Source organism: Cupriavidus sp. 22TCCZM01-5 (assembly GCF_057798915.1).
The window spans coordinates 185,389-205,848 of sequence record NZ_JBYOJR010000001.1; the positions used below are offsets into that span (position 1 = coordinate 185,389).

General features: G+C 66.0%; 22 protein-coding genes. 14 read left to right on the top strand and 8 right to left on the bottom strand.

All coding sequences use genetic code 11. The annotated features are described in order from the left end of the window. Positions 1-13: 13 nt before the first annotated feature. From ctaD to AC3FNH_RS00975, 5 genes are all read left to right on the top strand, one after another. Positions 14-1,621 carry a cytochrome c oxidase subunit I gene (gene ctaD, locus AC3FNH_RS00955; RefSeq protein ID WP_488718767.1) on the top strand — a complete coding sequence of 536 codons (1,608 nt, stop codon included), beginning with the start codon at positions 14-16 and terminating at the stop codon, positions 1,619-1,621. A gap of 63 nt (positions 1,622-1,684) precedes the next feature. After that, a complete protein-coding gene (locus AC3FNH_RS00960) occupies positions 1,685-1,828 on the top strand; it encodes a cytochrome oxidase small assembly protein (protein ID WP_488718768.1) in 144 nt (47 codons plus the stop codon). A gap of 17 nt (positions 1,829-1,845) precedes the next feature. After that, positions 1,846-2,472: a cytochrome c oxidase assembly protein gene (locus AC3FNH_RS00965; protein WP_488718769.1), complete on the top strand. Its 627-nt coding sequence runs from the start codon at positions 1,846-1,848 to the stop codon at positions 2,470-2,472. Positions 2,473-2,488: 16 nt separating this feature from the next. Beyond that, a complete protein-coding gene (locus AC3FNH_RS00970; protein ID WP_276099337.1) occupies positions 2,489-2,713 on the top strand; it encodes a DUF2970 domain-containing protein in 225 nt (74 codons plus the stop codon). Positions 2,714-2,822: 109 nt separating this feature from the next. Further along, positions 2,823-3,683, top strand: a complete 861-nt coding sequence (locus tag AC3FNH_RS00975) for a cytochrome c oxidase subunit 3 (protein WP_276099338.1) — start codon at positions 2,823-2,825, stop codon at positions 3,681-3,683. A 127-nt stretch (positions 3,684-3,810) separates the two neighbouring features. Here AC3FNH_RS00975 and AC3FNH_RS00980 read toward each other — a convergent pair whose 3' ends face one another. After that, positions 3,811-4,020: a twin transmembrane helix small protein gene (locus AC3FNH_RS00980; RefSeq protein WP_276099339.1), complete on the bottom strand. Its 210-nt coding sequence runs from the start codon at positions 4,018-4,020 to the stop codon at positions 3,811-3,813. Positions 4,021-4,119: 99 nt separating this feature from the next. On the opposite strand from AC3FNH_RS00980, the gene AC3FNH_RS00985 reads away from it, so the two are divergent. From AC3FNH_RS00985 to AC3FNH_RS01005, 5 genes are all read left to right on the top strand, one after another. Further along, positions 4,120-4,875, top strand: a complete 756-nt coding sequence (locus tag AC3FNH_RS00985; RefSeq protein ID WP_276099340.1) for an SURF1 family protein — start codon at positions 4,120-4,122, stop codon at positions 4,873-4,875. Positions 4,876-4,951: 76 nt separating this feature from the next. Next, positions 4,952-5,608 carry an SCO family protein gene (locus AC3FNH_RS00990; RefSeq protein ID WP_488718770.1) on the top strand — a complete coding sequence of 219 codons (657 nt, stop codon included), beginning with the start codon at positions 4,952-4,954 and terminating at the stop codon, positions 5,606-5,608. 12 nt (positions 5,609-5,620) lie between these two features. Next, positions 5,621-6,724, top strand: coding sequence for a COX15/CtaA family protein (locus AC3FNH_RS00995; RefSeq protein WP_488718771.1), 1,104 nt, complete (start codon positions 5,621-5,623; stop codon positions 6,722-6,724). Further along, complete coding sequence (gene cyoE, locus AC3FNH_RS01000; protein ID WP_276099343.1) at positions 6,721-7,656, top strand: heme o synthase; 936 nt, start codon at positions 6,721-6,723, stop codon at positions 7,654-7,656. The genes AC3FNH_RS00995 and cyoE overlap by 4 nt, the downstream gene beginning before the upstream one ends. 133 nt (positions 7,657-7,789) lie before the next feature. Then, complete coding sequence (locus AC3FNH_RS01005; RefSeq protein ID WP_488718772.1) at positions 7,790-8,410, top strand: SCO family protein; 621 nt, start codon at positions 7,790-7,792, stop codon at positions 8,408-8,410. A 160-nt stretch (positions 8,411-8,570) separates the two neighbouring features. On the opposite strand, the gene rpoH is transcribed toward AC3FNH_RS01005, so the two are convergent. Continuing rightward, positions 8,571-9,500 (bottom strand): RNA polymerase sigma factor RpoH, encoded by a 930-nt coding sequence (rpoH, locus tag AC3FNH_RS01010; RefSeq protein ID WP_488718773.1) that lies wholly within the window; start codon positions 9,498-9,500, stop codon positions 8,571-8,573. Between the two features lie 347 nt (positions 9,501-9,847). Between rpoH and AC3FNH_RS01015 the strand changes: the two genes are divergently transcribed. Next, positions 9,848-10,723: a pirin family protein gene (locus tag AC3FNH_RS01015; RefSeq protein ID WP_276099346.1), complete on the top strand. Its 876-nt coding sequence runs from the start codon at positions 9,848-9,850 to the stop codon at positions 10,721-10,723. A gap of 7 nt (positions 10,724-10,730) precedes the next feature. On the opposite strand, the gene ybiB is transcribed toward AC3FNH_RS01015, so the two are convergent. The 5 genes from ybiB to AC3FNH_RS01040 form a co-directional block, all read right to left on the bottom strand. Next, complete coding sequence (gene ybiB, locus AC3FNH_RS01020) at positions 10,731-11,741, bottom strand: DNA-binding protein YbiB (protein ID WP_488718774.1); 1,011 nt, start codon at positions 11,739-11,741, stop codon at positions 10,731-10,733. Positions 11,742-11,831: 90 nt separating this feature from the next. Next, entirely contained in the window at positions 11,832-12,635 is an 804-nt protein-coding gene (locus tag AC3FNH_RS01025; RefSeq protein WP_488718775.1) for an ABC transporter ATP-binding protein, read from the bottom strand. 32 nt (positions 12,636-12,667) lie between these two features. Continuing rightward, positions 12,668-13,570, bottom strand: coding sequence for a nitrate ABC transporter permease (gene ntrB / locus AC3FNH_RS01030; RefSeq protein ID WP_488718776.1), 903 nt, complete (start codon positions 13,568-13,570; stop codon positions 12,668-12,670). 61 nt (positions 13,571-13,631) lie between these two features. Further along, positions 13,632-14,945 (bottom strand): CmpA/NrtA family ABC transporter substrate-binding protein, encoded by a 1,314-nt coding sequence (locus AC3FNH_RS01035; protein ID WP_276099350.1) that lies wholly within the window; start codon positions 14,943-14,945, stop codon positions 13,632-13,634. A gap of 357 nt (positions 14,946-15,302) precedes the next feature. Then, entirely contained in the window at positions 15,303-15,956 is a 654-nt protein-coding gene (locus AC3FNH_RS01040) for an ANTAR domain-containing response regulator (protein WP_276099351.1), read from the bottom strand. A gap of 216 nt (positions 15,957-16,172) precedes the next feature. Here AC3FNH_RS01040 and AC3FNH_RS01045 point away from each other — a divergent pair, with 216 nt between their 5' ends. Together AC3FNH_RS01045 and maiA are read left to right on the top strand one after the other, a co-directional pair. Then, the gene (locus AC3FNH_RS01045; protein WP_276099352.1) at positions 16,173-16,874 is read left to right on the top strand and encodes a fumarylacetoacetate hydrolase family protein; all 702 of its coding nucleotides are present in this window, start codon (positions 16,173-16,175) and stop codon (positions 16,872-16,874) included. Between the two features lie 4 nt (positions 16,875-16,878). Beyond that, positions 16,879-17,526 carry a maleylacetoacetate isomerase gene (gene maiA / locus AC3FNH_RS01050; protein ID WP_488718777.1) on the top strand — a complete coding sequence of 216 codons (648 nt, stop codon included), beginning with the start codon at positions 16,879-16,881 and terminating at the stop codon, positions 17,524-17,526. A 67-nt stretch (positions 17,527-17,593) separates the two neighbouring features. Here the strand turns inward: maiA and ftsY are convergent, their stop codons facing one another. Next, a complete protein-coding gene (gene ftsY / locus AC3FNH_RS01055) occupies positions 17,594-18,712 on the bottom strand; it encodes a signal recognition particle-docking protein FtsY (protein WP_488718778.1) in 1,119 nt (372 codons plus the stop codon). Between the two features lie 194 nt (positions 18,713-18,906). On the opposite strand from ftsY, the gene AC3FNH_RS01060 reads away from it, so the two are divergent. Beyond that, on the top strand, positions 18,907-20,427 hold the full coding sequence (locus AC3FNH_RS01060) for a M16 family metallopeptidase (protein ID WP_488718779.1): 1,521 nt from the start codon (positions 18,907-18,909) through the stop codon (positions 20,425-20,427). Positions 20,428-20,460: the final 33 nt, after the last annotated feature.

The window sequence follows — 20,460 nt, forward strand, 5'->3', positions numbered from 1 at the left end:
AGGAGCATTTGCGATGAGTACTGCTACCCCCGACGCAATCGGCCATCCGCACGATCACGCGCACGACGACCACGCGCATGATCACCCGCATGGCTGGCGCCGCTGGCTGTTTGCCACCAACCACAAGGACATCGGCACGCTGTACCTGCTGTTCTCGTTCATCATGCTGCTGAGCGGCGGCGTGCTGGCGCTGCTGATCCGCCTGGAGCTGTTCGAGCCGGGCCTGCAGTTCTTCCGCCCGGAACTGTTCAACCAGTTCACCACCATGCACGGCCTGGTCATGGTGTTCGGCGCGATCATGCCGGCTTTCGTGGGCTTCGCCAACTGGATGATCCCGCTGCAGGTCGGCGCGTCCGACATGGCGTTCGCGCGCATGAACAACTTCAGCTTCTGGCTGTTGCCGCCCGCGGCGCTGCTGCTGGCCGGCTCGTTCCTCGCCCCGGGCGGCGCCACCGCTGCCGGCTGGACGCTGTATGCGCCGCTGTCGGTGCAGATGGGTCCGGGCATGGACATGGCCATCTTCGCCATGCACATCATGGGCGCGTCGTCGATCATGGGCTCGATCAACATCATCGTGACCATCCTCAACATGCGTGCCCCGGGCATGACGCTGATGAAGATGCCGATGTTCTGCTGGACGTGGCTGATCACCGCCTACCTGCTGATCGCCGTGATGCCCGTGCTGGCCGGCGCGATCACCATGGTGCTGACCGACCGCCACTTCGGCACGAGCTTCTTCTCGGCCGCGGGCGGCGGCGACCCGGTGATGTACCAGCATATCTTCTGGTTCTTCGGCCACCCCGAGGTGTACATCATGATCCTGCCGGCATTCGGGATCATCTCGCACGTGGTGCCGGCCTTTGCCCGCAAGCGCCTGTTCGGCTACAGCTCGATGGTGTACGCGACGGCTTCGATCGCGATCCTGTCGTTCATCGTGTGGGCGCACCACATGTTCACCACCGGCATGCCGGTGACGGGCCAACTGTTCTTCATGTACGCGACCATGCTGATCGCGGTGCCGACGGCCGTGAAGATCTTCAACTGGATCGCCACCATGTGGCGCGGCTCGATGACCTTCGAGACCCCGATGCTGTTCGCGATCGGCTTCATCTTCGTGTTCACCATCGGCGGCTTCACCGGCCTGATGCCGGCCGTGGCGCCGATCGATATCCAGTTGCAGGACACCTACTTCATCGTGGCGCACTTCCACTATGTGCTGGTGGCCGGCTCGCTGTTCGCGCTGTTCGCCGGCTTCTACTACTGGGGTCCGAAGTGGAGCGGTTTCATGTACAACGAGACCCGCGGCCAGATTCACTTCTGGGGCTCGATCATCTTCTTCAACGTCACCTTCTTCCCGATGCACTTCCTGGGTCTGGCCGGCATGCCGCGTCGCTATGCCGACTACCCGACCCAGTTCGCGGACTTTAACGCGATCGCGTCGATCGGGGCACTGGGCTTCGGCCTTATGCAGGTGTACTTCTTCTTCTTCGTGGTGCTGCCGTCCTACCGTGGCGGCGAGAAGGCCGCGGACAAGCCCTGGGATGGTGCCGAAGGGCTGGAGTGGACCGTGCCGTCGCCGGCGCCGTTCCACACCTTTGAAGTGCCGCCGCAAGTTCGCTAAGCACTGAACGCAACAAGGCACGGAGGGCGCCAGCCGCCTTCCGTGCCGGCAGGTAAGACAACAATGCAGGCTCCACAAAAAAACCCATCGCAGGCAGAACGGAAGGCGGATCAGAAGGCAGCCAACCGGCGCCTCGGACTGATCCTGTTGTCGATCGTGGTGGTTTTCTTTCTGGGGTTCTTCGCCAAGATGGTGTTCCTTGGCTGAAGCTGCGGGGTAGCGGGATGAGCGTCGATCAGCAAGGGCAGGGGCGGGATCAAGGCCGGGAAGCCGACAAGCGGTTCAACCGCGGCATGATGCTGCGGCTCGTGGTGATCGTCGGCGTGATGTTCGGCTTCGGTTACGCGCTGGTGCCGCTGTACAAGAAGATCTGCGACCTCACCGGGCTGAACGTGGTGACCACGCGCGAGCTGTACGGCGGCTCGCTCAAGAATACGCAGGTCGACACGAGCCGCACCATCACGGTGGAGTTCGATTCGAACGCGCGCGGTCCCTTCGCCTTCCGTCCGGTGAAGAACAGCATGGAAGTGCATCCGGGCGAGATGGTGACGATCGTCTACGAGGTGGCCAACGGGCAGTCGCGCGACATCTCGGCGCAGGCGATCCCGAGCTACGCGCCCAAGCAGGCAACCGAGTACTTCAAGAAGCTCGAGTGCTTCTGCTTCAAGCAGCAGACGCTCAAGGCCAAGGAAGCACGCGAGATGCCGGTGGTATTCGTGATCGATCCGAAGCTGCCGAAGGATGTGAAGAACATCACGCTGTCGTACACCTTTTTTGAAGTGGGTACGCCGGTGGCGCAGGCACCGCAGGGCGAGCTGGAAAGCGCGCCCGCGGCGCGCAGTGGCGGCTGAAGCAGGAGGAAACGCCGTGGACGAATTGAAGGACGCGGTCAAGCGCAAGATGTCGTTCGCGCAGACCATGCGCGCGGTACTGTGGTCGTTCATCGGCCTGCGCAAGGGCGCGGAGCACGAGAGCGACATGGCCAGGTTGAACCCGGTGCATGTGATCATTGCCGGGCTGATCGCGGTGGCGGTGTTCATCGCGATCCTTATCACGATCGTACGTGCCGTGGTCGGTTCGGCCGCGGCATAGCAGGAAGTAGGGTAGACAAGAAAGCAGTGCGCGCCGGCAGCCAGGGAGGCAAGGCAAGCCGGACGCGCCGATAACGATTGAACCAAGACTCTGAGCTGGAGATAAAAGAATGAGTGCGAATCGCGCAAACGCTCCGTACTACTTCGTACCGGGACCGTCGCGCCACCCGATCACGGCAAGCTTCGGCCTGCTGCTGACCGGCGCCGGCGCTGCCGGCTGGGTGAACGGACAGCCCTGGGCGCCGTATCTGTGCGGCTTCGGCCTGCTGTGGTTCCTGTTCGTGCTCAAGAGCTGGTTCAGCGATGCCATCGGTGAATCCGAAGGGGGCATGTACGGCAAGAACATCGACCTGTCGTTCCGCTGGTCGATGGGCTGGTTCATCTTCTCCGAAGTGATGTTCTTCGCCGCCTTCTTCGGCGCGCTGTTCTACGCCCGCGCCATCGCCATGCCGTGGCTGGGCGACCTGGACAACAAGATCCTGTGGCCCGACTTCGCCGCCGTATGGCCCAACACCGGCCCGGCCGGCGTGGTCGAGACCTTCCAGACCATGGGCCCGTGGCCGATCCCGACCATCAACACCGCGCTGCTGCTGATGTCGGGCCTGACGCTGACCTGGGCGCACCACGCGCTGCTGGCCGGCAAGCGCAGCCAGGTGATCCAGGGCATGGTGCTGACCATCCTGCTGGGCGCGATCTTCATGTGCTTCCAGGCGTACGAGTACATGCACGCCTACTCGGAACTGAACCTGAAACTCACCTCGGGCGTCTATGGTTCGACGTTCTTCCTGCTGACCGGCTTTCACGGCTTCCACGTGACCATGGGCGCGATCATGCTGACCGTGGTGCTGATCCGCGTGCTCAAGGGCCACTTCACGCCCGAGCATCACTTCGCGTTCGAAGGCGCCGCCTGGTACTGGCACTTCGTTGACGTGGTGTGGCTGTTCCTCTACGTCGTGGTGTACTGGCTGTAAGCAGCAGTTTGTCGTACCCGGCGGAAGGCCTGCAGCGCCTTTCGCCGCGGAACCACAAAACAGAAGCGCCGCAGGAGGGGAACCAGCCTGCGGCGCTTGTTTTTTGCGGTTTCGGGAAGCCAGTCGGCTACGGATTCATGCGGATGCCCGTGCTGTGGATCCAGCCCATCCAGTTTGAGAACAGGATGAACAGGAACAGCGCCACAGAGAAGCCCACGCGGAACATCAGCGAGCGCATCATGTTCGGCGTTCTGCCGCGGTCGCGCATCATGAAGAACAGGGCCGAGGCCAGACTGCCGATGATCAGGAGAAAGGCGACGATGATGACAAAGCGCATGGCGGGGCAGGCTGGCCGCGATACGTGCCGCGGGCTCGTTGGCGGAAAGTGTCATTATCGCACCGCCGGCATGTTGCCGTACGCGCCGGGAGCGGGCCGATGAAGCCGTGGCGTGCCCTGAGCCCGGTGCCGACTGTCGCGGCCGCAGTGGTGATCGCGGTGACCTGCGCGCTCGGCAACTGGCAGCTCAACCGCGCGCACGAGAAGCTCGCGCGCGCCGAACGTTTGCAGGCGCTGGCCGCGCAACCACCGGTGACGCTGACCACGGCGCCCGCCCGGGGCGACGTGGCCGAGCGCACCGTGCGCGTCACGGGCCGTTTCGACGCGAACCGGACCGTCTTGTTGGATAATCGGCCCCACGGCAATGGCACCGACAGCCGCGCCGGCTTCCTGGTGCTAACGCCCCTGGCGATCCAAGGTGACGGTGGCGCCGCCCGCAGCGTGCTGGTCTTGCGTGGCTGGCTGCCGCGCGATGCCCAGGACCGCACGCGCATCGCGCCATTCGCGACGCCGGCCGGCGAGGTCACCATCGAAGGCACGGCACTTGCCGCCGTGCCCAAGGTCTATAGCCTCGGCCAGCCCGCCAGTGCCGAAGCCGGCCGCAGGATCCGCCAGAACGTGGACCTGGCCGCCTATGCAGCCGAGACCGGCGTGGCGTTGCAGCCGCTCGTGATCGAGCAGCGCACCGACACCGGCGACGGCCTCGCGCGCGACTGGGCGCCGGCCGATCTCGGGGCCGACCGGCACTACGGCTATGCCTTCCAGTGGTTCGGCCTGGCCGCGCTGACGCTGGTGCTGGTGATCGTGCTGGGCTGGCGCCGCGCGCGCCGGCTGGCGGCGGCGGGACAACCCTGACGGCCATCTTCTGGCCACGGACAACAGGCGCGCGCGATTGCGCGGGCGCCACGACAAACGAACGACAGACGTACGCATGCCACACCAAGACTCCGCCCCGGCCCCGGCCGGCAGGGCATCTCCGCCGGACTCGCGCATCGACGCGCGCACGCGCCGCGGCCGCCTCCAGATGCTGCTGCTGTTGCTGGTGTGCGCATCGCCGGTGATCGCGTCCTACCTGACCTTCTACGTGTTCAAGCCGGCCGGCGGCGCCACCAACTACGGCGCACTGATCGATCCGCAGCGTCCGATGCCGGCCGTGCGCGTCGCCAATGAGCGTGCCGAAGCCGTGCCGCTCGAGAGCTTTCGCGGCAAGTGGCTGCTGGTGACGACCGATCCGTCGGCCTGCGACGAGGCCTGCGCAAAGAAGCTGTTCACCATCCGCCAGATCCGTGCGGGCCAGGGCCAGGACCGGGAACGCATCGTGCCGGTCTGGCTGATCACGGATGAAGGCGCCGTCGATGAACGCCTGTCGGCGGCCTACAACGAGCCCTATGCCGGCGTGCGCTTCCTGCGCATGCCGCCTGACGTGGCACGGCAATGGCTGCCCGCGGCCGAGGGCGGCCGCATCGAAGACACCATCTTCCTGGTCGATCCGCTCGGCAACCTGATGATGCGCTTCCCGAAAGACCCCGATCCCAAGAAGATGAGCGGCGACCTCAAGAAGCTGCTCCGGGTCTCCCGCATCGGCTGAGGGGCGACACGCATGCTGCTTCAACTCGCCATCATCGGCGTCCTGATCGCGCTGTTCCCGATCTCGTACGTCCTGGTCCGCGGCGACCGCAACAAGTACCGCAAGCTGGTCTGGATCACCGCGTTCCTGACGCTGGACCTGATCATGTTCGGCAGCTTTACGCGGCTGACCGATTCCGGCCTCGGCTGCCCGGACTGGCCGGGCTGCTATGGCCATTCCAACCCGCACGCGGCCGTGGAGCCGATCCGCGCCGCCGAGACCGCGCTGCCGAGCGGCCCGGTCACGCTGGCCAAGGCGTGGATCGAGATGATCCACCGCTATTTCGCCATGGCGGTAGGCGTGCTGATCATCACGCTGATGGTGCTGGCGTGGGTCAAGCGCAGGGAGCTGAAGCAGTCGCCGTGGTTCGCCACTGGCGTGCTGCTGCTGGTGTGCGTGCAGGGCGCGTTCGGCGCCTTCACGGTGACCATGAAGCTGCAGCCCGTCATCGTCGTCACGCACCTGCTGCTCGGCATGAGCCTGCTGGCGGCGCTGATCTGGCTTGGGTCGCGCAATGACCCGCCGCATCCCGTGGCGCCGCAGGCCGGGGCACTGCGCTGGCCGGCGCGCGCGGCACTGCTGCTGCTGGTGATCCAGATCTTCCTGGGCGGATGGGTCAGCACCAACTACGCGGTGATGGCGTGCACCGATTTCCCGCTGTGCAATGGCCAGCTGGTGCCAGAGATGGATTTCACGCACGGCTTCACGCTATGGCGCCAGCTCGGCATGACGGCTGACGGCGACTACATCCCGCACGCGGCATTGGTGGCGATCCACTGGGTGCACCGCTGCTTCGCCGTGATCGTGCTGGCCTACCTGGCGTGGTTCGGCCTGCGCGCGCGCAGGCTGGAAGGGCTCGGCGGCGCGTCGCGCTGGCTGCTGGCCGCGCTGGCGCTGCAGCTTGCCACCGGCCTCTCGAACATCGTGCTCGACTGGCCGCTGGCGGCCGCCGTGCTCCATAACGGCGGCGCGGCGGTGCTCCTGCTGCTGTTGGTGCGACTCAACTACAATATAGGGCTCGCGACCCGACCCGCCGGCGCTGCCTCCAGCGTGCCGACTGCCGCTCGCGCCACATGAAAGACAAACTCCCTCCCGTGGTAACCGCAACACAATCCCATCCCGTGGGCCGGGTGCGTCACCTGGTCCGCCAATATGCCGCCCTGACCAAGCCGCGCGTGACGCAGCTCGCGGTGTTCTGCGCCATCATCGGCATGTTCCTGGCTACGCCGGGCATGGTGCCCTGGCGCGTGCTGATCGGCGGCGCCGCTGGCATCTGGCTGCTGGCCGGTGCCGCGTTCGCCATCAATTGCCTGGTCGAGCAGAAGATCGACGCGCTGATGCGCCGCACGGCCTGGCGCCCGTCCGCCACTGGCGAGATCACCACCACGCAGACGCTGATCTTCTCGGCCGTCCTCGGTGGCGCCGGCATGTGGCTGCTGCACGTGTTCGCCAACGACCTGACGATGTGGCTGACCTTCGCCACCTTCCTCGGCTATGCCGTCGTTTACACCATCCTGCTCAAGCCGGCCACGCCGCAGAACATCGTGATCGGCGGCTTGTCCGGCGCCATGCCCCCGGCGCTTGGCTGGGCGGCGGTGGCCAACGACGTGCCGGCCGAGGCCTGGTTCCTGGTGCTGATCATCTTCACCTGGACCCCGCCGCATTTCTGGGCGCTGGCGCTGTACCGCCGCGCCGACTACGCCAAGTCCGGGCTGCCGATGCTGCCGATCACGCACGGCGAAAAGTACACGCTGCTCAACATCCTGCTGTACACGCTGGTCATGATCGCCGCGACGCTGCTGCCTTTCGTCTACGGCATGAGCGGCTACATCTACCTGGCCAGCGCGCTGGTGCTGGGTGCGTGGTTCCTGAAGTACTCGTGGACGCTGTACCGCAACTATTCCGACGAACTGGCGCAGCGCACTTTCCGCTTCTCGATCCTGTATCTGTCCATCCTGTTCGCAGCGCTGCTGGTCGATCACTACTTCAAGTTCGTGCCGCAGCTCTGAGCGGTACCATGTCCGCGGCCTGCGACATCTTGTCGCGGCCGTGCTGCCGCGGAGCACGGATGGGCGATACTGTGTGCTGCCCTCGCCATCGCGGCACCGCAGCCTTGCCGGCGCCCCTGACCTCCAATCTCGCATGACCCAGCCAAGCCAATCCCAGGGGCTTCTTGCCTCGTTCCGCCGCCTTGCCGCGCTGGCCTTCCTGGCGCTGACCCTTGCCGCCTGCGGCCAGCAGAAGGCCTCGTTCCGCAATGTCGATATCAGCGGCGGGGCGGACTTCGGCAAGGATTTCTCGCTGACCGACCACAACGGCAAGGTCCGCACGATCGCGGACTTCAAGGGCAAGGTCGTGGTGATGTTCTTCGGCTACACGCATTGCCCCGATGTCTGCCCGACCACCATGGCCGAGCTGAAGGCGGTGATGGAACAGCTCGGCCCGGACGCCGACAAGGTGCAGGTGCTGTTCGTCACGGTGGACCCGGAGCGCGACACGCAGGCGCTGCTGGCGCAGTACGTGCCGGCATTCGATCCGCGCTTCCTGGGTATGCGCCCGGCCGATGATGCCGCGCTGCAGAAGTTGGCGAAGGATTTCAAGGTGTACTACGCGAAGGTGCCGGGTTCTTCGCCGAACAATTACACGATGGATCACTCGGCAGGCAGTTATGTGTTCGACACGGAAGGGCGGTTGCGCCTGTTCATCCGTCACGGGCAGGGGCCGGAGCCGATCGCTCACGATATCAAGCAGCTGTTGTCCTGAGTGGGTCAGGGATAGAGGGAAGACAGGGGTGGGTTTGTGGCTGTGACCGGCTCGACAACCCCAACCCCACCCCTTCATCCCCACAACCCGGCAAAAAAAAAGGCCAGTCCAGAGGACCGACCTTTCACATAGCACATCCGGTTAACCGACCGCCGGGCGCTCAGGCAAACGCCTGCAACGCCCCCTTCATCTTCTTCATCGCCGCTGCCTCGATCTGGCGAATCCGCTCGGCCGACACGCCGAATTCATCCGCCAGCTCATGCAGCGTGGCGCCGCCCGAGCCGTCGTCCTCGACGTTCAGCCAGCGCGCTTCGATGATGCGGCGGCTGCGCTCGTCCAGGCGTGCCAGCGCGTCTTCCAGGCCCTCGACCTGCATGCGGTCGTGGCGCTTGGCCTCCAGCACGCGCGTCGGCTCGTTGTGGTTGTCCGCCAGGTAGGCGATCGGGGCGAACTCTTCCTCGCCGTCGTCGACCTGGCCTTCCAGCGCGAGATCACCGCCCGACAGGCGGGTTTCCATCTCCATCACCTCTTCAGGCTTGACGTTGAGCTCGCGCGCAACGGCTTCGACCTGCTCCGGCGTGAAGGTATGGGCGCCCTGCTTGTGGCTGCGCAGGTTGAAGAACAGCTTGCGCTGGGCCTTGGTGGTCGCCACCTTGACCATGCGCCAGTTCTTCAGCACATATTCGTGGATCTCGGCCTTGATCCAGTGCATGGCGTACGACACCAGGCGCACGCCCTGGTCCGGGTTGAAGCGCTTCACGGCCTTCATCAGGCCGATATTGCCTTCCTGGATCAGGTCGGCGTGCGGCAAGCCATACCCAAGGTACTGGCGTGCGATCGACACCACCAGGCGCAGGTGGGACATCACCAGCTGGCGTGCGGCATCAACGGAATCATGGTCGCGCAATTCGCGCGCAAGGCGTTGCTCATCCTCGGCGGTGAGCAGCGGGACCCGGTGGACCGCCTGGATATAGCTTTCCAGGTTGCCCACGGTGGCCGGGAAGGTCAATGCAAAGCTTCCGGCCTGCTTGGGCGCCGTCGGCAGACGGCTGTTCATCAGGGTTCGGTCGGCAGACAAGACTGCGTTCACTATCAGTAGCTCCTTTCGCATCCGGCGTTTCGGTTGCCGGCGCGCCGCTCCGGGTAGGAGGGCACAGCATTGCAACACATCTTAGCACTCAAGCCGGGTGAGTGCTAATTGGAGTCCTTGAGGCCTTGATAGTTCCTGATGATTGTCATCTATCTTTGGATAGCATTGTTTGCATCAGGCTACTTAAGCTGCATATCGGCAGGCCGGATATCCTCAATTAGAGGCCTGTCGCGCCCCGGGGTTCGCACCGCCCGGCGGAATACTGTGTTGCGCGACCCGCTACACTGACAGTGCTGGCGCGAGCGCGCTACTGCCATCAAGAGCCTGCCCCACAATCCGGAGGACCTATGTCTGCCATCGAACACTTGCTCAAGCCCCATGTGCGGGACCTGGGCGATTTCACCGTGCGTCGCCTGCTTCCTGCCGGAGCGACCCAGACCGTCGGCCCGTTCATCTTCTTCGACCATATGGGCCCGGTGACGCTGCCTCCAGGCCATGGCGCCGATGTGCGCCCACATCCACATATCGGCCTCGCCACGGTGACCTACCTGTTCGATGGGGAGATCATGCACCGCGACAGCCTTGGCAGCGAGCAGGTCATCCGCCCCGGCGACGTCAACTGGATGACCGCGGGCCACGGCATTGTCCATTCGGAGCGTTCGCCCGAGTCCGTGCGTGAAGCCGGCGCGCGCTTGCATGGCATCCAGACCTGGGTGGCGCTGCCCAAGGATCACGAAACCGTGGCGCCGTCGTTCTTCCACCATCCAGGCGCCACGCTGCCGAAGATCGAGCAGCCGGGCGTGCGCATGACGGTGATTGCCGGAGATGCCTTTGGCCACACTTCCCCGGTCAAGGTATTCAGCCGCACGCTGTATGTGGCGATCGAACTGGATGCCGGTGCCAGCGTGGAGATCCCGCCCGAGCATGCCGAGCGGGGCATCTACCCGGTCGACGGCAGTGTGGCGCTCGACGGCGAGGTGCTGCCGGCGGAGCACATGGTCGTGCTGGCGCCAGGCCAGACGGTCATGCTGACCGCCACAGCGCCGTCGCGCGTGATGCTGCTCGGCGGCGATCCCACCGACGGCCACCGGTTCATCTTCTGGAACTTCGTGGCCAGCAGCAAGGAAGCGATCGAGTCCGCTTCGCAGCGTTGGGAGGACGACGCCTTCCCCCATGTTCCCGGCGAGACCGAGCGCATTCCGCTGCCGCCCCGCAAGCCATAGGCGCCGCTCAGAGCGGGCTGGCCCACGCCACGCGCGTTCCCTGGCGCAGGCATTCCTGGATCGCCCGCACCTGCGTGGCGATCGGGGCAGGTACCGGCACCGCACCGTCCATCACCTTGCGCGTCCAGGCTGTCGTGTTGGCCACGTCGCTGCCCTGCGGCAGGTCGGGCACATCGGCAATCGAGCCGCTGGTCGGGTTGACAAGGGTTTGCTGGTGTCCGTCATGCAGCCAGTCGATGCGGCTGCTGCGGCGCGCGTCGGCCACCACCTCGCCTTCGGTGCCGCGCGCCAGCAGTACATTGGCGGGCTCATGCGAGAAATAGTCGGTCAGCGTTTCGCGGTACTCGGGGTGCGTATAGCTGTACAGGCGCAGCGCCTGCGCCGGTGAATGCTCACCAACCGGTTGCAGCATCTTGGCCACCGTGTGGGACGAATTGCGCAGGCCGATGACATTGCGGCGATCCAGCAACTGCGCCAGCCCCGGCGACAGCACATCCACGGGCACTACCGCCAGCGGCCCGTTGATGCCATCACCATCGCGCAAGCGCGTGGCGGCTTCGTCGGTGGAGGCGCACAGCGATACGCCGAGCGCCTCGAACAGGGCCAGGCTGGTTACGCGGCCCTGGAAATCGCGGGAGCCATGCACCAGCACCGGGATCTCCTCGCGCGCCAGCAGCAGGGCCAGCAACGGCACCAGGTTGGGCTGCTTGCGCGCGCCGTTGTAGCTCGGGATGACCACGACCTGGCGGTCGCCCGGCGCGGCCAGCGGCAGGCAATGCGCGTGCGCGGCCTCGAGCATGCCGGCCAGTTCGTGCGGGGCTTCGCCCTTGATGCGGTAGGCCATCAACACCGCGCCCAGTTCCAGGTCCGATACCCGGCCGGCCAGCATGGCGTCGAACAGGGCTTGTGCGTCTTCACGCGGCAGCGCGCGGGCGCCATTCACGCCGCGGCCGATTTCCTTGATATAGCGGGCCGCTGAAAACGGGCCCGCGGCAGGTGTGGCGTTGGATGTGGTCATGGGCGAGCGGCGTGGGGTGATTGGAGGTATCGCTTCATGATAGCGGAGCGCCGCCGCCACGCCCATGGAGGCAGGCGCGTCCGTGGTTGGTCAGGCCGCTTCCTGCAGGGCCGGGTTGCGCTGCTTGCGGTAGAGGAAATCCAGCACCGCCGTGCGGCAGGCGTGGTAGTCCTTGTCCTCGGCCAGCGCCACGCGGTCGCGCGGACGCGGCAGGCCGACGCTGAGGATCTCGCCGATCGTGGCCGCCGGGCCATTGGTCATCATCACGATGCGATCGGCCAGCAGCACGGCCTCGTCCACGTCGTGCGTGACCATGACCACGGTGCTGCGGGTCTGCTCCACGATCTTCAGCAAGGCATCCTGCAGGTGCGCGCGCGTGAGCGCGTCGAGCGCGCCGAACGGCTCGTCCATCAGCAGCACCTTGGGCGCCATGGCCAGCGCGCGCGCAATGCCCACGCGCTGCTTCATGCCGCCCGAGATCTCGTGCGGGAACTTGCCCTCCGCGTGGGTCAGGCCCACCAGCGCCAGCGTGTCGTGCGTACGCGCCTTGAGCTGCGCCTTGCTTTCGCTCGCGCCGAACACGCGCTCCACGCCCAGATGGACATTGTCGAAGCAGGTCATCCACGGCAGCAGCGAGTGGTTCTGGAACACCACCGCGCGCTCCGGCCCGGGGCCGGCGATTTCTCTCCCTGCGCAGATCAGCGCACCGGTGGTCGGCGTGGCCAGGCCCGCGACCAGGTTCAGCAGCGTGGACTTGCCGCAGCCTGAATGGCCGATCAGCGTGATGAACTCCCCCTGCGCGATCTGCAGGTTGATGTCGCGCAGCGCCACGAACGGCCCCTTGCGCGTCCTGAAGGTCTGCCCGACGTTTTCGATGCTGACGAACTTTTCCATGGCGATTTCCGTTGGGTTTGCGCGCGGTGCAGTCAATGGTTGCCGTAGCTGAAGCGACGAGCCAGCGCAAGCAGCGCGTGCTCCAGCAGCAGGCCGATCACGCCGATCACGAAGATGGCGATGACGATGTGCTCGACCTTCAGGTTGTTCCACTCGTCCCACAGCCAGAAGCCGATGCCGGTACCGCCGGTCAGCATCTCCGCGGCGACGATGACCAGCCACGCCGTGCCGATCGACAGCCGTACGCCGGTCAGCATGTACGGCAGCACGGCCGGGAACAGCACGCGCGTGAACACCTTCCATTCGGACAGGTCCAGCACGCGCGCCACGTTCAGGTAGTCCTGCGGCACGCGCGTGACGCCCACGGCGGTGTTGATCACCATTGGCCAGATCGAGCAGATGAAGATGGCCCAGATCGCGGCCGGGTTGGCGGCCTTGAACAGCAGCAGCCCGATCGGCAGCCACGCCAGCGGCGACACCGGCCGCAGCAGGCTGATCACGGGCGATGCCATCGCGTTCAGGAAGGCGAAGCGCCCGAGGATGAAGCCGGCCGGAATACCAACCAGCGCCGCCAGCCCGAAGCCTGCAGCCACGCGCGCGAGCGATGCCAGCACGTTCCAGCCGATGCCCTGGTCATTGGGGCCGTTGCGGTAGAAAGGGTCGGTGAACAGCGGCACGGCGGCATGCCACGTGGCGCCCGGCGTCGGCAGCGCCGGGATCAGCATGGCGATACCGTGCCAGGACAGCACGAACAGTGCGAAGCCCATCAGCGGCGGCACGCCTTTGAGCACGAAGGCGCGCAGCGCCTCGCGGCGTTCGGCGCGGCGTGCCTGGGCTTCGATTTCCCGCGCGCGGCGCCGCGCGCGTTCGCTGACATCAGGGTCGGCCTGCAAGCCGGTGGCGCCTTCCGGCGCGGATCTGGCGATGGCATTCACGTCTGGCTCCTTGGTTAAGGGGCAATCGGGACAATCCGAATCGATGGCGGTGGCCTGCGCGTCAGGCCTTGATCTTGAAGCCGTCGGCGTAGGCTTTCGGATCCTTGGCGGCATCCCACACCACGCCGTCGATCAGTTTCGCGGTGCGGAAGTCGCTCTTGGGCAACGGCACCTGCGCCGCGGCGGCGGCCTGCTTGTAGACGTCGATGCGGTTGACCTGTTTCGCCACCGCGAGGTAGTCGGGGTGCGTCTTGAGCAGCCCCCAGCGCTTGTGCTGCGTCAGGAACCACATGCCATCCGACAGGAACGGGAAGTTGGCCGAGCCGTCCTGGTAGAACTTCATCGAGTCGGGGTCATCCCAGGTCTTCCCCAGGCCGTTGCTGTAGCGGCCGAGCATGCGGTCCAGGATGATGTCCATGTCGGTGTTGACATAGGACTTGGCGGCAATGGTCTCGGCGGTCTTGCGGCGGTTCGAAGCCGATGCGTCGATGAACTTGGAGGCGTCAAGGATCGCCGCCACCATCGCGCGCGCCGTGTTCGGGTACTTCTGCACGAATTCTGCGGTGGTGCCGAGCGTCTTCTCGGGGTGGTCCTTCCAGATCGCCTGCGTGGTTTCCACCGTGAAGCCGATCTTGTCGGCGATGGCGCGCGCGCCCCACGGCTCGCCGACGCAGAAGCCGTCCATATTGCCCACGCGCATATTGGCCACCATCTGCGGCGGCGGCACGGTGATCGCCTTGGCGTCCTGCATCGGATTGATGCCGTTGGCGGCCAGCCAGTAGTAGAGCCACATGGCATGCGTGCCGGTCGGGAAGGTCTGGGCGAAGGTGTAGTCGCGCTTTTCCTTGCTCATCAGCGCCTTCAGGCTGGCGCCGTCCTTCGCACCTTTCTCGGCCAGCTTGGACGACAGCGTGATGGCCTGCCCGTTGTGGTTCAGGTTCATCAGGACCGCCATGTCCTTCTTCGGGCCGCCGATGCCGAGCTGCACGCCATAGATCAGACCGTACAGCACGTGGGCAGCGTCGAGTTCGCCATTGACCAGCTTGTCGCGTACGCCGGCCCAGGAAGCCTCCTTGGTCGGCGTGATCTTGATGCCGTACTTCTTGTCCAGCCCCAGCGTGGCAGCCATGACCACCGAAGCGCAATCGGTCAGCGGAATGAAGCCGATCCGTACCTCCGGCTTCTCGGGCGCGTCCGAGCCTGCCGCCCAGGCGCCGGAGCGCACCAGCGGATCGACCAGCGTCATCACGCTGGCCCCGGCAATGGTGGCCAGTGCGCGGCGGCGTCCGCTGCTGGCTGGGGCCGTATCGGCGGTGGCGAGGTTGGCATCGACCGCAGCGGGCAGAGGCTTGGCATTCCTGAGGCGAGAGGGCATTGCTGGGCTCCAAGAAGAAAAGGCGTCCCGATCCGCAGCCCGCGTTCGCCAGAAGACGGGGTGCAGCTCAGGACGCCGTTGTCCGGGGCGTAGCGCGGCCCGCGTTGGCCGTGCCCGCCTGAATTGTGATCGGCCCTCGTTGGCCGATGTGCGAATAACGCAATCGCTATGCCAGGCGCTTGCGAGGCCTGGAAAGTCCGCCCAGCGGCCGAATCCGCGAATAAAAGTGGGGTTTGGGACGAGTCATGCCCCGCCGGCCACGCAAGCCGGGCCGGGCGGGAGCGCCATGGTTGAGGACCGGCGCCAGTTTTGTGCATTGCACCAGCCGCGTGCCGCGGCCGCACCGCGCGCGGATGCTCAGCCCATCACGTCGATCACGCGCTGGGCTGCGTCCACGAGCTTCAGTCCACGTTCCATGGCCATGCTGCGCAGGCGCTTGTAGGCTTCGTCCTCGCTGATGCCGCGCGCCTGCATCAGCAGCCCCTTGGCGCGTTCGACCACCTTGCGCTCGACGAGCTTGAGGCGCGTGGCGTCGAGCTCGGCGCGCAACTGCTGGTCGAGCTCGAAGCGGGCGTAGGCAACGTCCAGCACGGTCTTGACGCGTTCGGCGCGCAGGCCATCGACGATATAGGCCGTGATGCCGGCCGACAGCGCGGCCTTGATGCGCTGCGCGTCGTCGTTGTCGGTGAACAGCACGATCGGGCGCGGCGCGTGCTGCGTGGACACGCACACGTGCTCCACGGTGTCGCGCGCGGCGGACTCGGAAGCGATGATGATCAGGTCCGGCTGGCTCGCCGCGATGACGTCGGGCAGGCGCAGGTCGGCATCCACGGTCTGGATGTCGGTGAAGCCGGTGCTGATCAGCCCGCCGCGGATGGTCTCGACGTTGAGCGGGTCGGCATCATGCGGATCGCGCACCAGCAGGATGCGCAGCGTGCGGGTGCCCGCTGCGGAGCCCCGCGGGGGCTGGCTGGACTGGCTTGGCGAGGGGGGCGGATGGCGGCGAGTCATGGCTATCGTGGGTTGCCTCGCGTGACGCAAGATTCGCGCCGGGTATGCGTTCCGGCACGCCCGCTGGCACATTGCGGGCTTACCCGCATTCACTGTATGCCGTCGTACGCAGGCCGGCGGGCAGGTGTATGCTGTTGCCCTGCTGCGCCCGGGGGTGTCTGCTGGCGACGCCGCTCATCCGCGCGCAGGAATATCAGAACAAGTCTGGAGAGATGCATGACCGAATTCGTTTTTGCCCCGCCGGCACCTGTTGGCGTGCCCGTGCGCGGCAGCAACGCAAGCTTCCCCGTGCGCCGCGTGTACTGCGTGGGCCGCAACTATGCCGCCCACGCCCGCGAAATGGGCTCGGACCCGGACCGCGAGCCGCCGTTCTTCTTCTGCAAGCCGTCGGACGCAGTCAGCTACGTAGCGGATGGCACCGAGGGCACCTTCCCGTACCCGCCCGGCACCAGCAACGTCCACTATGAAGTGGAAATGGTCGTGGCGATCGGCAAGGGCGGCAAGGACATCCCGGTGGAACAGGCCGCCAGCCATGTGTTCGGCTACGCCGTGGGCCTGGATATGACGCGCCGCGACCTGCAGAACGAATCGAAGAAGACCGGCCGCCCCTGGGAGACCGGCAAGGCATTCGACCACTCGGCGCCGATCGGCCCGATCGTGCCGGTATCGGCCGTCGGCCATCCCGAAAAGGGCGAAGTCACGCTGTCCGTCAACGGCGTGGAAAAGCAGCGCGGCGACCTGGCCGACCTGATCTGGTCGGTGCCGGAAATGGTGTCGTACCTGTCGAAGCTGTTCGAGCTGCAGCCCGGCGACGTCATCTTCAGCGGCACGCCCGAGGGCGTGGGCCCGGTGGTCAAGGGCGATGTCATGCAGTGCCACGTCGGCGGCGTGGGCGACCTGACCATCAAGGTGGTCTGAGCCGATGAAGCTCTACAGTTACTTCCGCAGCTCGGCGTCCTACCGCGTGCGCATTGCGCTGGAGCTCAAGGGCCTGCCGTATGACTACGTGCCGGTGCACCTGCTCAAGGACGGCGGCCAGCAACTGCTGCCCGAGTTCCGCGCGGTGAACCCGGACGGGCTGGTGCCTGCGCTGGTGCTGGACGACGGCCAGGTGCTGCAGCAGTCCGTAGCCATGATCGAGTATCTGGACGAGGTCCATCCCGAACCGAAGCTGCTGCCCGGCAATGCCCTGGATCGCGCCTACGTGCGCGGCCTGGCGCTGGAGGTTGCCTGCGAGATCCATCCGCTGAACAACCTGCGCGTGCTGAAGTACATCAAGCGCACGCTGGGCGTCGCCGACGAGGCCAAGGACGCGTGGTACCGGCACTGGATCGAACTGGGCTTTGGCTCGGTCGAGGCCAACCTGGAACGCCAGGGCAAGGCCGGCCGCTTCTGCTTCGGCGACACGCCGACGCTGGCCGACCTCTGCCTGGTGCCGCAGGTCTTCAATGCGCAGCGCTTCAATATCGACGTGAGCCGCTACCCGACCATCGCGCGGATCCAGCAAGCGTGCATGGAACTGCCGGCGTTCCAGAAGGCGCAGCCGAAGGAGCAGCCGGACGCGGAGTGATGCGCCGGCTCCGCCATGAAAAACGCCCCGGTCTTGCCGGGGCGTTCTGTTATTGGGGGCGACGCAATCAGCCGAGCAGCGCGTCGGCGAATTCTTCGGCCTTGAACGGCTGCAGGTCTTCCACCTTCTCGCCGACACCGATGAAGTAGACCGGGACCGGGCGCTGGCGTGCAATCGCCGCCAGGATGCCGCCCTTGGCCGTACCGTCGAGCTTGGTCACGATCAGGCCGGTCAGCCCGAGCGCGTCGTCGAACGCGCGCGTCTGCGCCAGCGCGTTCTGGCCGGTGTTGGCATCGATCACCAGCAGGACCTCGTGCGGGGCCGTGGGCATGGCCTTGCTGATCACGCGCTTGACCTTCTTGAGTTCTTCCATCAGGTGCAGCTGCGTGGGCAGGCGTCCGGCGGTGTCGGCCATCACGATGTCGATCCCGCGCGCGCGCGCCGCATTGACCGCGTCGAAGATCACCGCGGCCGGGTCGCCGCTTTCCTGCGCCACCACGGTCACGTTGTTGCGCTCGCCCCAGATGGTGAGCTGCTCGCGCGCGGCGGCGCGGAAGGTATCGCCGGCGGCCAGCAGCACGGACTGGCCGTAGTGCTGGAAGTGCTTGCACAGCTTGCCGATGCTTGTGGTCTTGCCGGCGCCATTGACGCCCGCGATCATCATCACCAGCGGCTGCTCGCGGCCCAGCGCCATGGTCTTTTCCAGCGGGCGCAGCAGCTGGATCAGCAGGTCGCGCAGCGCGGCCTTGACGCCCTCGGCCGTTTCGATGCGCTCGTTGCGTACGCGCTTGCGCAGTTCGCCGAGCAGGTATTCGGTCGCTTCCACGCCGGCGTCGGCCATCAACAGGGCGGTTTCCAGCTCCTCGAACAGGGCTTCGTCGACCTTCATGCCGACAAACAGCGTGCTGATGTTGCGGCTGGTCTTGGACAGGCCGGTGCGCAGGCGCTGCATCCAGCCGCGGCGCGCTTCAGCCGTTTGCGCCGGCGCCGGGGTCAGCTCCAGGTCCTCGAGCGCGGCCGGGGCAGCAGTCACGACCGCTGCGGGAGCCGGGGCCAGGGACTGGGCCGGATCGGCGTTGGGGGAGGGTGCCGGGGTGGGAGCCGGGGTGGGAGCCGGGGCAGCAGCGGGCGGTTCTGCCGGCGCAGGAGCGGGCTCGGCCTTGCGCTTCTTCCAGAAACTAAACATTGGGGAAAGGGGTCAATACCCCGTCAGGATCGGCCGCCGTCCGGCGGCGTCGTTAATCATCAAGGTCTTACGCAATCTTCCGGCACGCCACCAGCCTCTCGTTGTGGTGCGCGCCTGCTATTGCGTATAGTTCGTAACACAGCGGATTCATGGATACATGAATCGATCGGCAAAATTCTAGCAGACGGGGTTGCATGGACCATTGCACAGTCGTGACCGGAACGGGCGGCGCCCGCCCTGAACCCTTCGCCACCCATGCCGGGGGCCGGGCGTCCCTGCTACGCCTGGCCAGACGGGCATTGCCCGTCTTGTTGCTGGCCGCAATGCCATGGTCGGCCAGCGCCGAGGCCGAGCGCACGGTCGCTTCGCCGATGCCGTCCGGGCAGACTGCCCCGGTCGGCGCTACGGCCCAGGGCACCACGGAATACCGCTTGTCCAACGGCTTGCGCCTGATCGTCAAGGAAGACCACCGGGCGCCCACGGTGGCGCACCAGATCTGGTACCGCGTCGGCGGCGTCGACGAAGTCAGCGGCACCACGGGCGTCGCCCACATGCTCGAGCACATGATGTTCAAGGGCACGCCCAAGGTCGGCGTGGGCGAGTTCTCCAAGCAGGTCGCGGCGCTTGGCGGGCGCGAGAACGCCATGACCAACCGCGACTTCACCCTGTACTACCAGCAGATCAGCAAGCAGTACCTGCCGAGGATGATGGAGCTGGAGGCCGACCGCATGGCCAACCTCATCTTCAACCAGGGCGAGTTCGATCGCGAGATGAAGGTCGTGATGGAGGAGCGCCGCCTGCGCACCGACGACTCGGCGCGCGGCACGGTCTACGAGCAGCTGCTCGCTGCCGTCTATGTCGCCGCGCCCTACCGGCATCCGGTGATCGGCTGGATGGACGACCTCGTCAATATGCGCCTGGACGACGTCCAGGCCTGGTACCGCAGCTGGTACGTGCCCAACAATGCCATCGTGATCGTCACCGGCGACGTCAACCCGGCCGAAGTCCGGGCCATGGCCGAACGCTACTACGGCAAGCTCAAGCCGCGCACGCTGCCGCTGCGCAAGGAACAGGCCGATCCGCCGCAGATCGGCATCAAGCGCATCTGGGTCAAGGCCCCGGCCGAGAACCCGTACATGGTGATGGCCTACAAGGTGCCGCGCCTGCGCGACGTGGAAAAGGATGTCGATCCGTACGCGCTGGAAGTGCTGGCCGCCGTCCTCAACGGCTACGACAACGCGCGCCTGACACGCGAGCTGGTGCGCGAGCAGCGCCTGGCCGACGACGTCAACGTCGGCTACGACAGCATCAACCGGGGCAATTCCCTGTTCGTGCTCGACGGCACGCCGGCCGATGGCCATACCACCGAGCAGATCGAGGCGGCGCTGCGCGAGGAGATCCAGCGCATCGCCAGGAACGGCGTCTCGCCCGAGGAGCTCAAGCGTGTCAAGGCGCAGGTCGTGGCCAGCCAGATCTACAAGCGCGATTCCGTGTTTGGCCAGGGCATGGAAATCGGCGTGGCGGAGATCTCCGACATCTCGTGGCGCAATATTGACAGGGTTCTCGACAAGGTCAAGGAAGTCACCCCGGCCCAAGTGCAGGCCGTTGCCGCGAAGTACTTCACGGACGACAACCTGACCGTGGCCACGCTGTTGCCGCAGCCGATCGATCCGAACAAGCCCAAGGCCAAGGCCCCCGAAGGCCTGCGCCACTGAAGATCCACGCATGTCTTTATCCAAGATGAGCGA

Excerpts from the sequence above, each read along its gene's own strand:
- ctaD (WP_488718767.1), top strand. The coding sequence starts at position 14 with ATGAGTACTGCTACCCCCGACGCAATCGGCCATCCGCACGATCACGCG.
- AC3FNH_RS00960 (WP_488718768.1), top strand. The coding sequence starts at position 1,685 with ATGCAGGCTCCACAAAAAAACCCATCGCAGGCAGAACGGAAGGCGGAT.
- AC3FNH_RS00965 (WP_488718769.1), top strand. The coding sequence starts at position 1,846 with ATGAGCGTCGATCAGCAAGGGCAGGGGCGGGATCAAGGCCGGGAAGCC.
- AC3FNH_RS00975 (WP_276099338.1), top strand. The coding sequence starts at position 2,823 with ATGAGTGCGAATCGCGCAAACGCTCCGTACTACTTCGTACCGGGACCG.
- AC3FNH_RS00980 (WP_276099339.1), bottom strand. The coding sequence starts at position 4,020 with ATGCGCTTTGTCATCATCGTCGCCTTTCTCCTGATCATCGGCAGTCTG.
- AC3FNH_RS00985 (WP_276099340.1), top strand. The coding sequence starts at position 4,120 with ATGAAGCCGTGGCGTGCCCTGAGCCCGGTGCCGACTGTCGCGGCCGCA.
- AC3FNH_RS00990 (WP_488718770.1), top strand. The coding sequence starts at position 4,952 with ATGCCACACCAAGACTCCGCCCCGGCCCCGGCCGGCAGGGCATCTCCG.
- AC3FNH_RS00995 (WP_488718771.1), top strand. The coding sequence starts at position 5,621 with ATGCTGCTTCAACTCGCCATCATCGGCGTCCTGATCGCGCTGTTCCCG.
- cyoE (WP_276099343.1), top strand. The coding sequence starts at position 6,721 with ATGAAAGACAAACTCCCTCCCGTGGTAACCGCAACACAATCCCATCCC.
- AC3FNH_RS01005 (WP_488718772.1), top strand. The coding sequence starts at position 7,790 with ATGACCCAGCCAAGCCAATCCCAGGGGCTTCTTGCCTCGTTCCGCCGC.
- AC3FNH_RS01015 (WP_276099346.1), top strand. The coding sequence starts at position 9,848 with ATGTCTGCCATCGAACACTTGCTCAAGCCCCATGTGCGGGACCTGGGC.
- ybiB (WP_488718774.1), bottom strand. The coding sequence starts at position 11,741 with ATGACCACATCCAACGCCACACCTGCCGCGGGCCCGTTTTCAGCGGCC.
- AC3FNH_RS01025 (WP_488718775.1), bottom strand. The coding sequence starts at position 12,635 with ATGGAAAAGTTCGTCAGCATCGAAAACGTCGGGCAGACCTTCAGGACG.
- AC3FNH_RS01035 (WP_276099350.1), bottom strand. The coding sequence starts at position 14,945 with ATGCCCTCTCGCCTCAGGAATGCCAAGCCTCTGCCCGCTGCGGTCGAT.
- AC3FNH_RS01040 (WP_276099351.1), bottom strand. The coding sequence starts at position 15,956 with ATGACTCGCCGCCATCCGCCCCCCTCGCCAAGCCAGTCCAGCCAGCCC.
- AC3FNH_RS01045 (WP_276099352.1), top strand. The coding sequence starts at position 16,173 with ATGACCGAATTCGTTTTTGCCCCGCCGGCACCTGTTGGCGTGCCCGTG.
- maiA (WP_488718777.1), top strand. The coding sequence starts at position 16,879 with ATGAAGCTCTACAGTTACTTCCGCAGCTCGGCGTCCTACCGCGTGCGC.
- ftsY (WP_488718778.1), bottom strand. The coding sequence starts at position 18,712 with ATGTTTAGTTTCTGGAAGAAGCGCAAGGCCGAGCCCGCTCCTGCGCCG.
- AC3FNH_RS01060 (WP_488718779.1), top strand. The coding sequence starts at position 18,907 with ATGGACCATTGCACAGTCGTGACCGGAACGGGCGGCGCCCGCCCTGAA.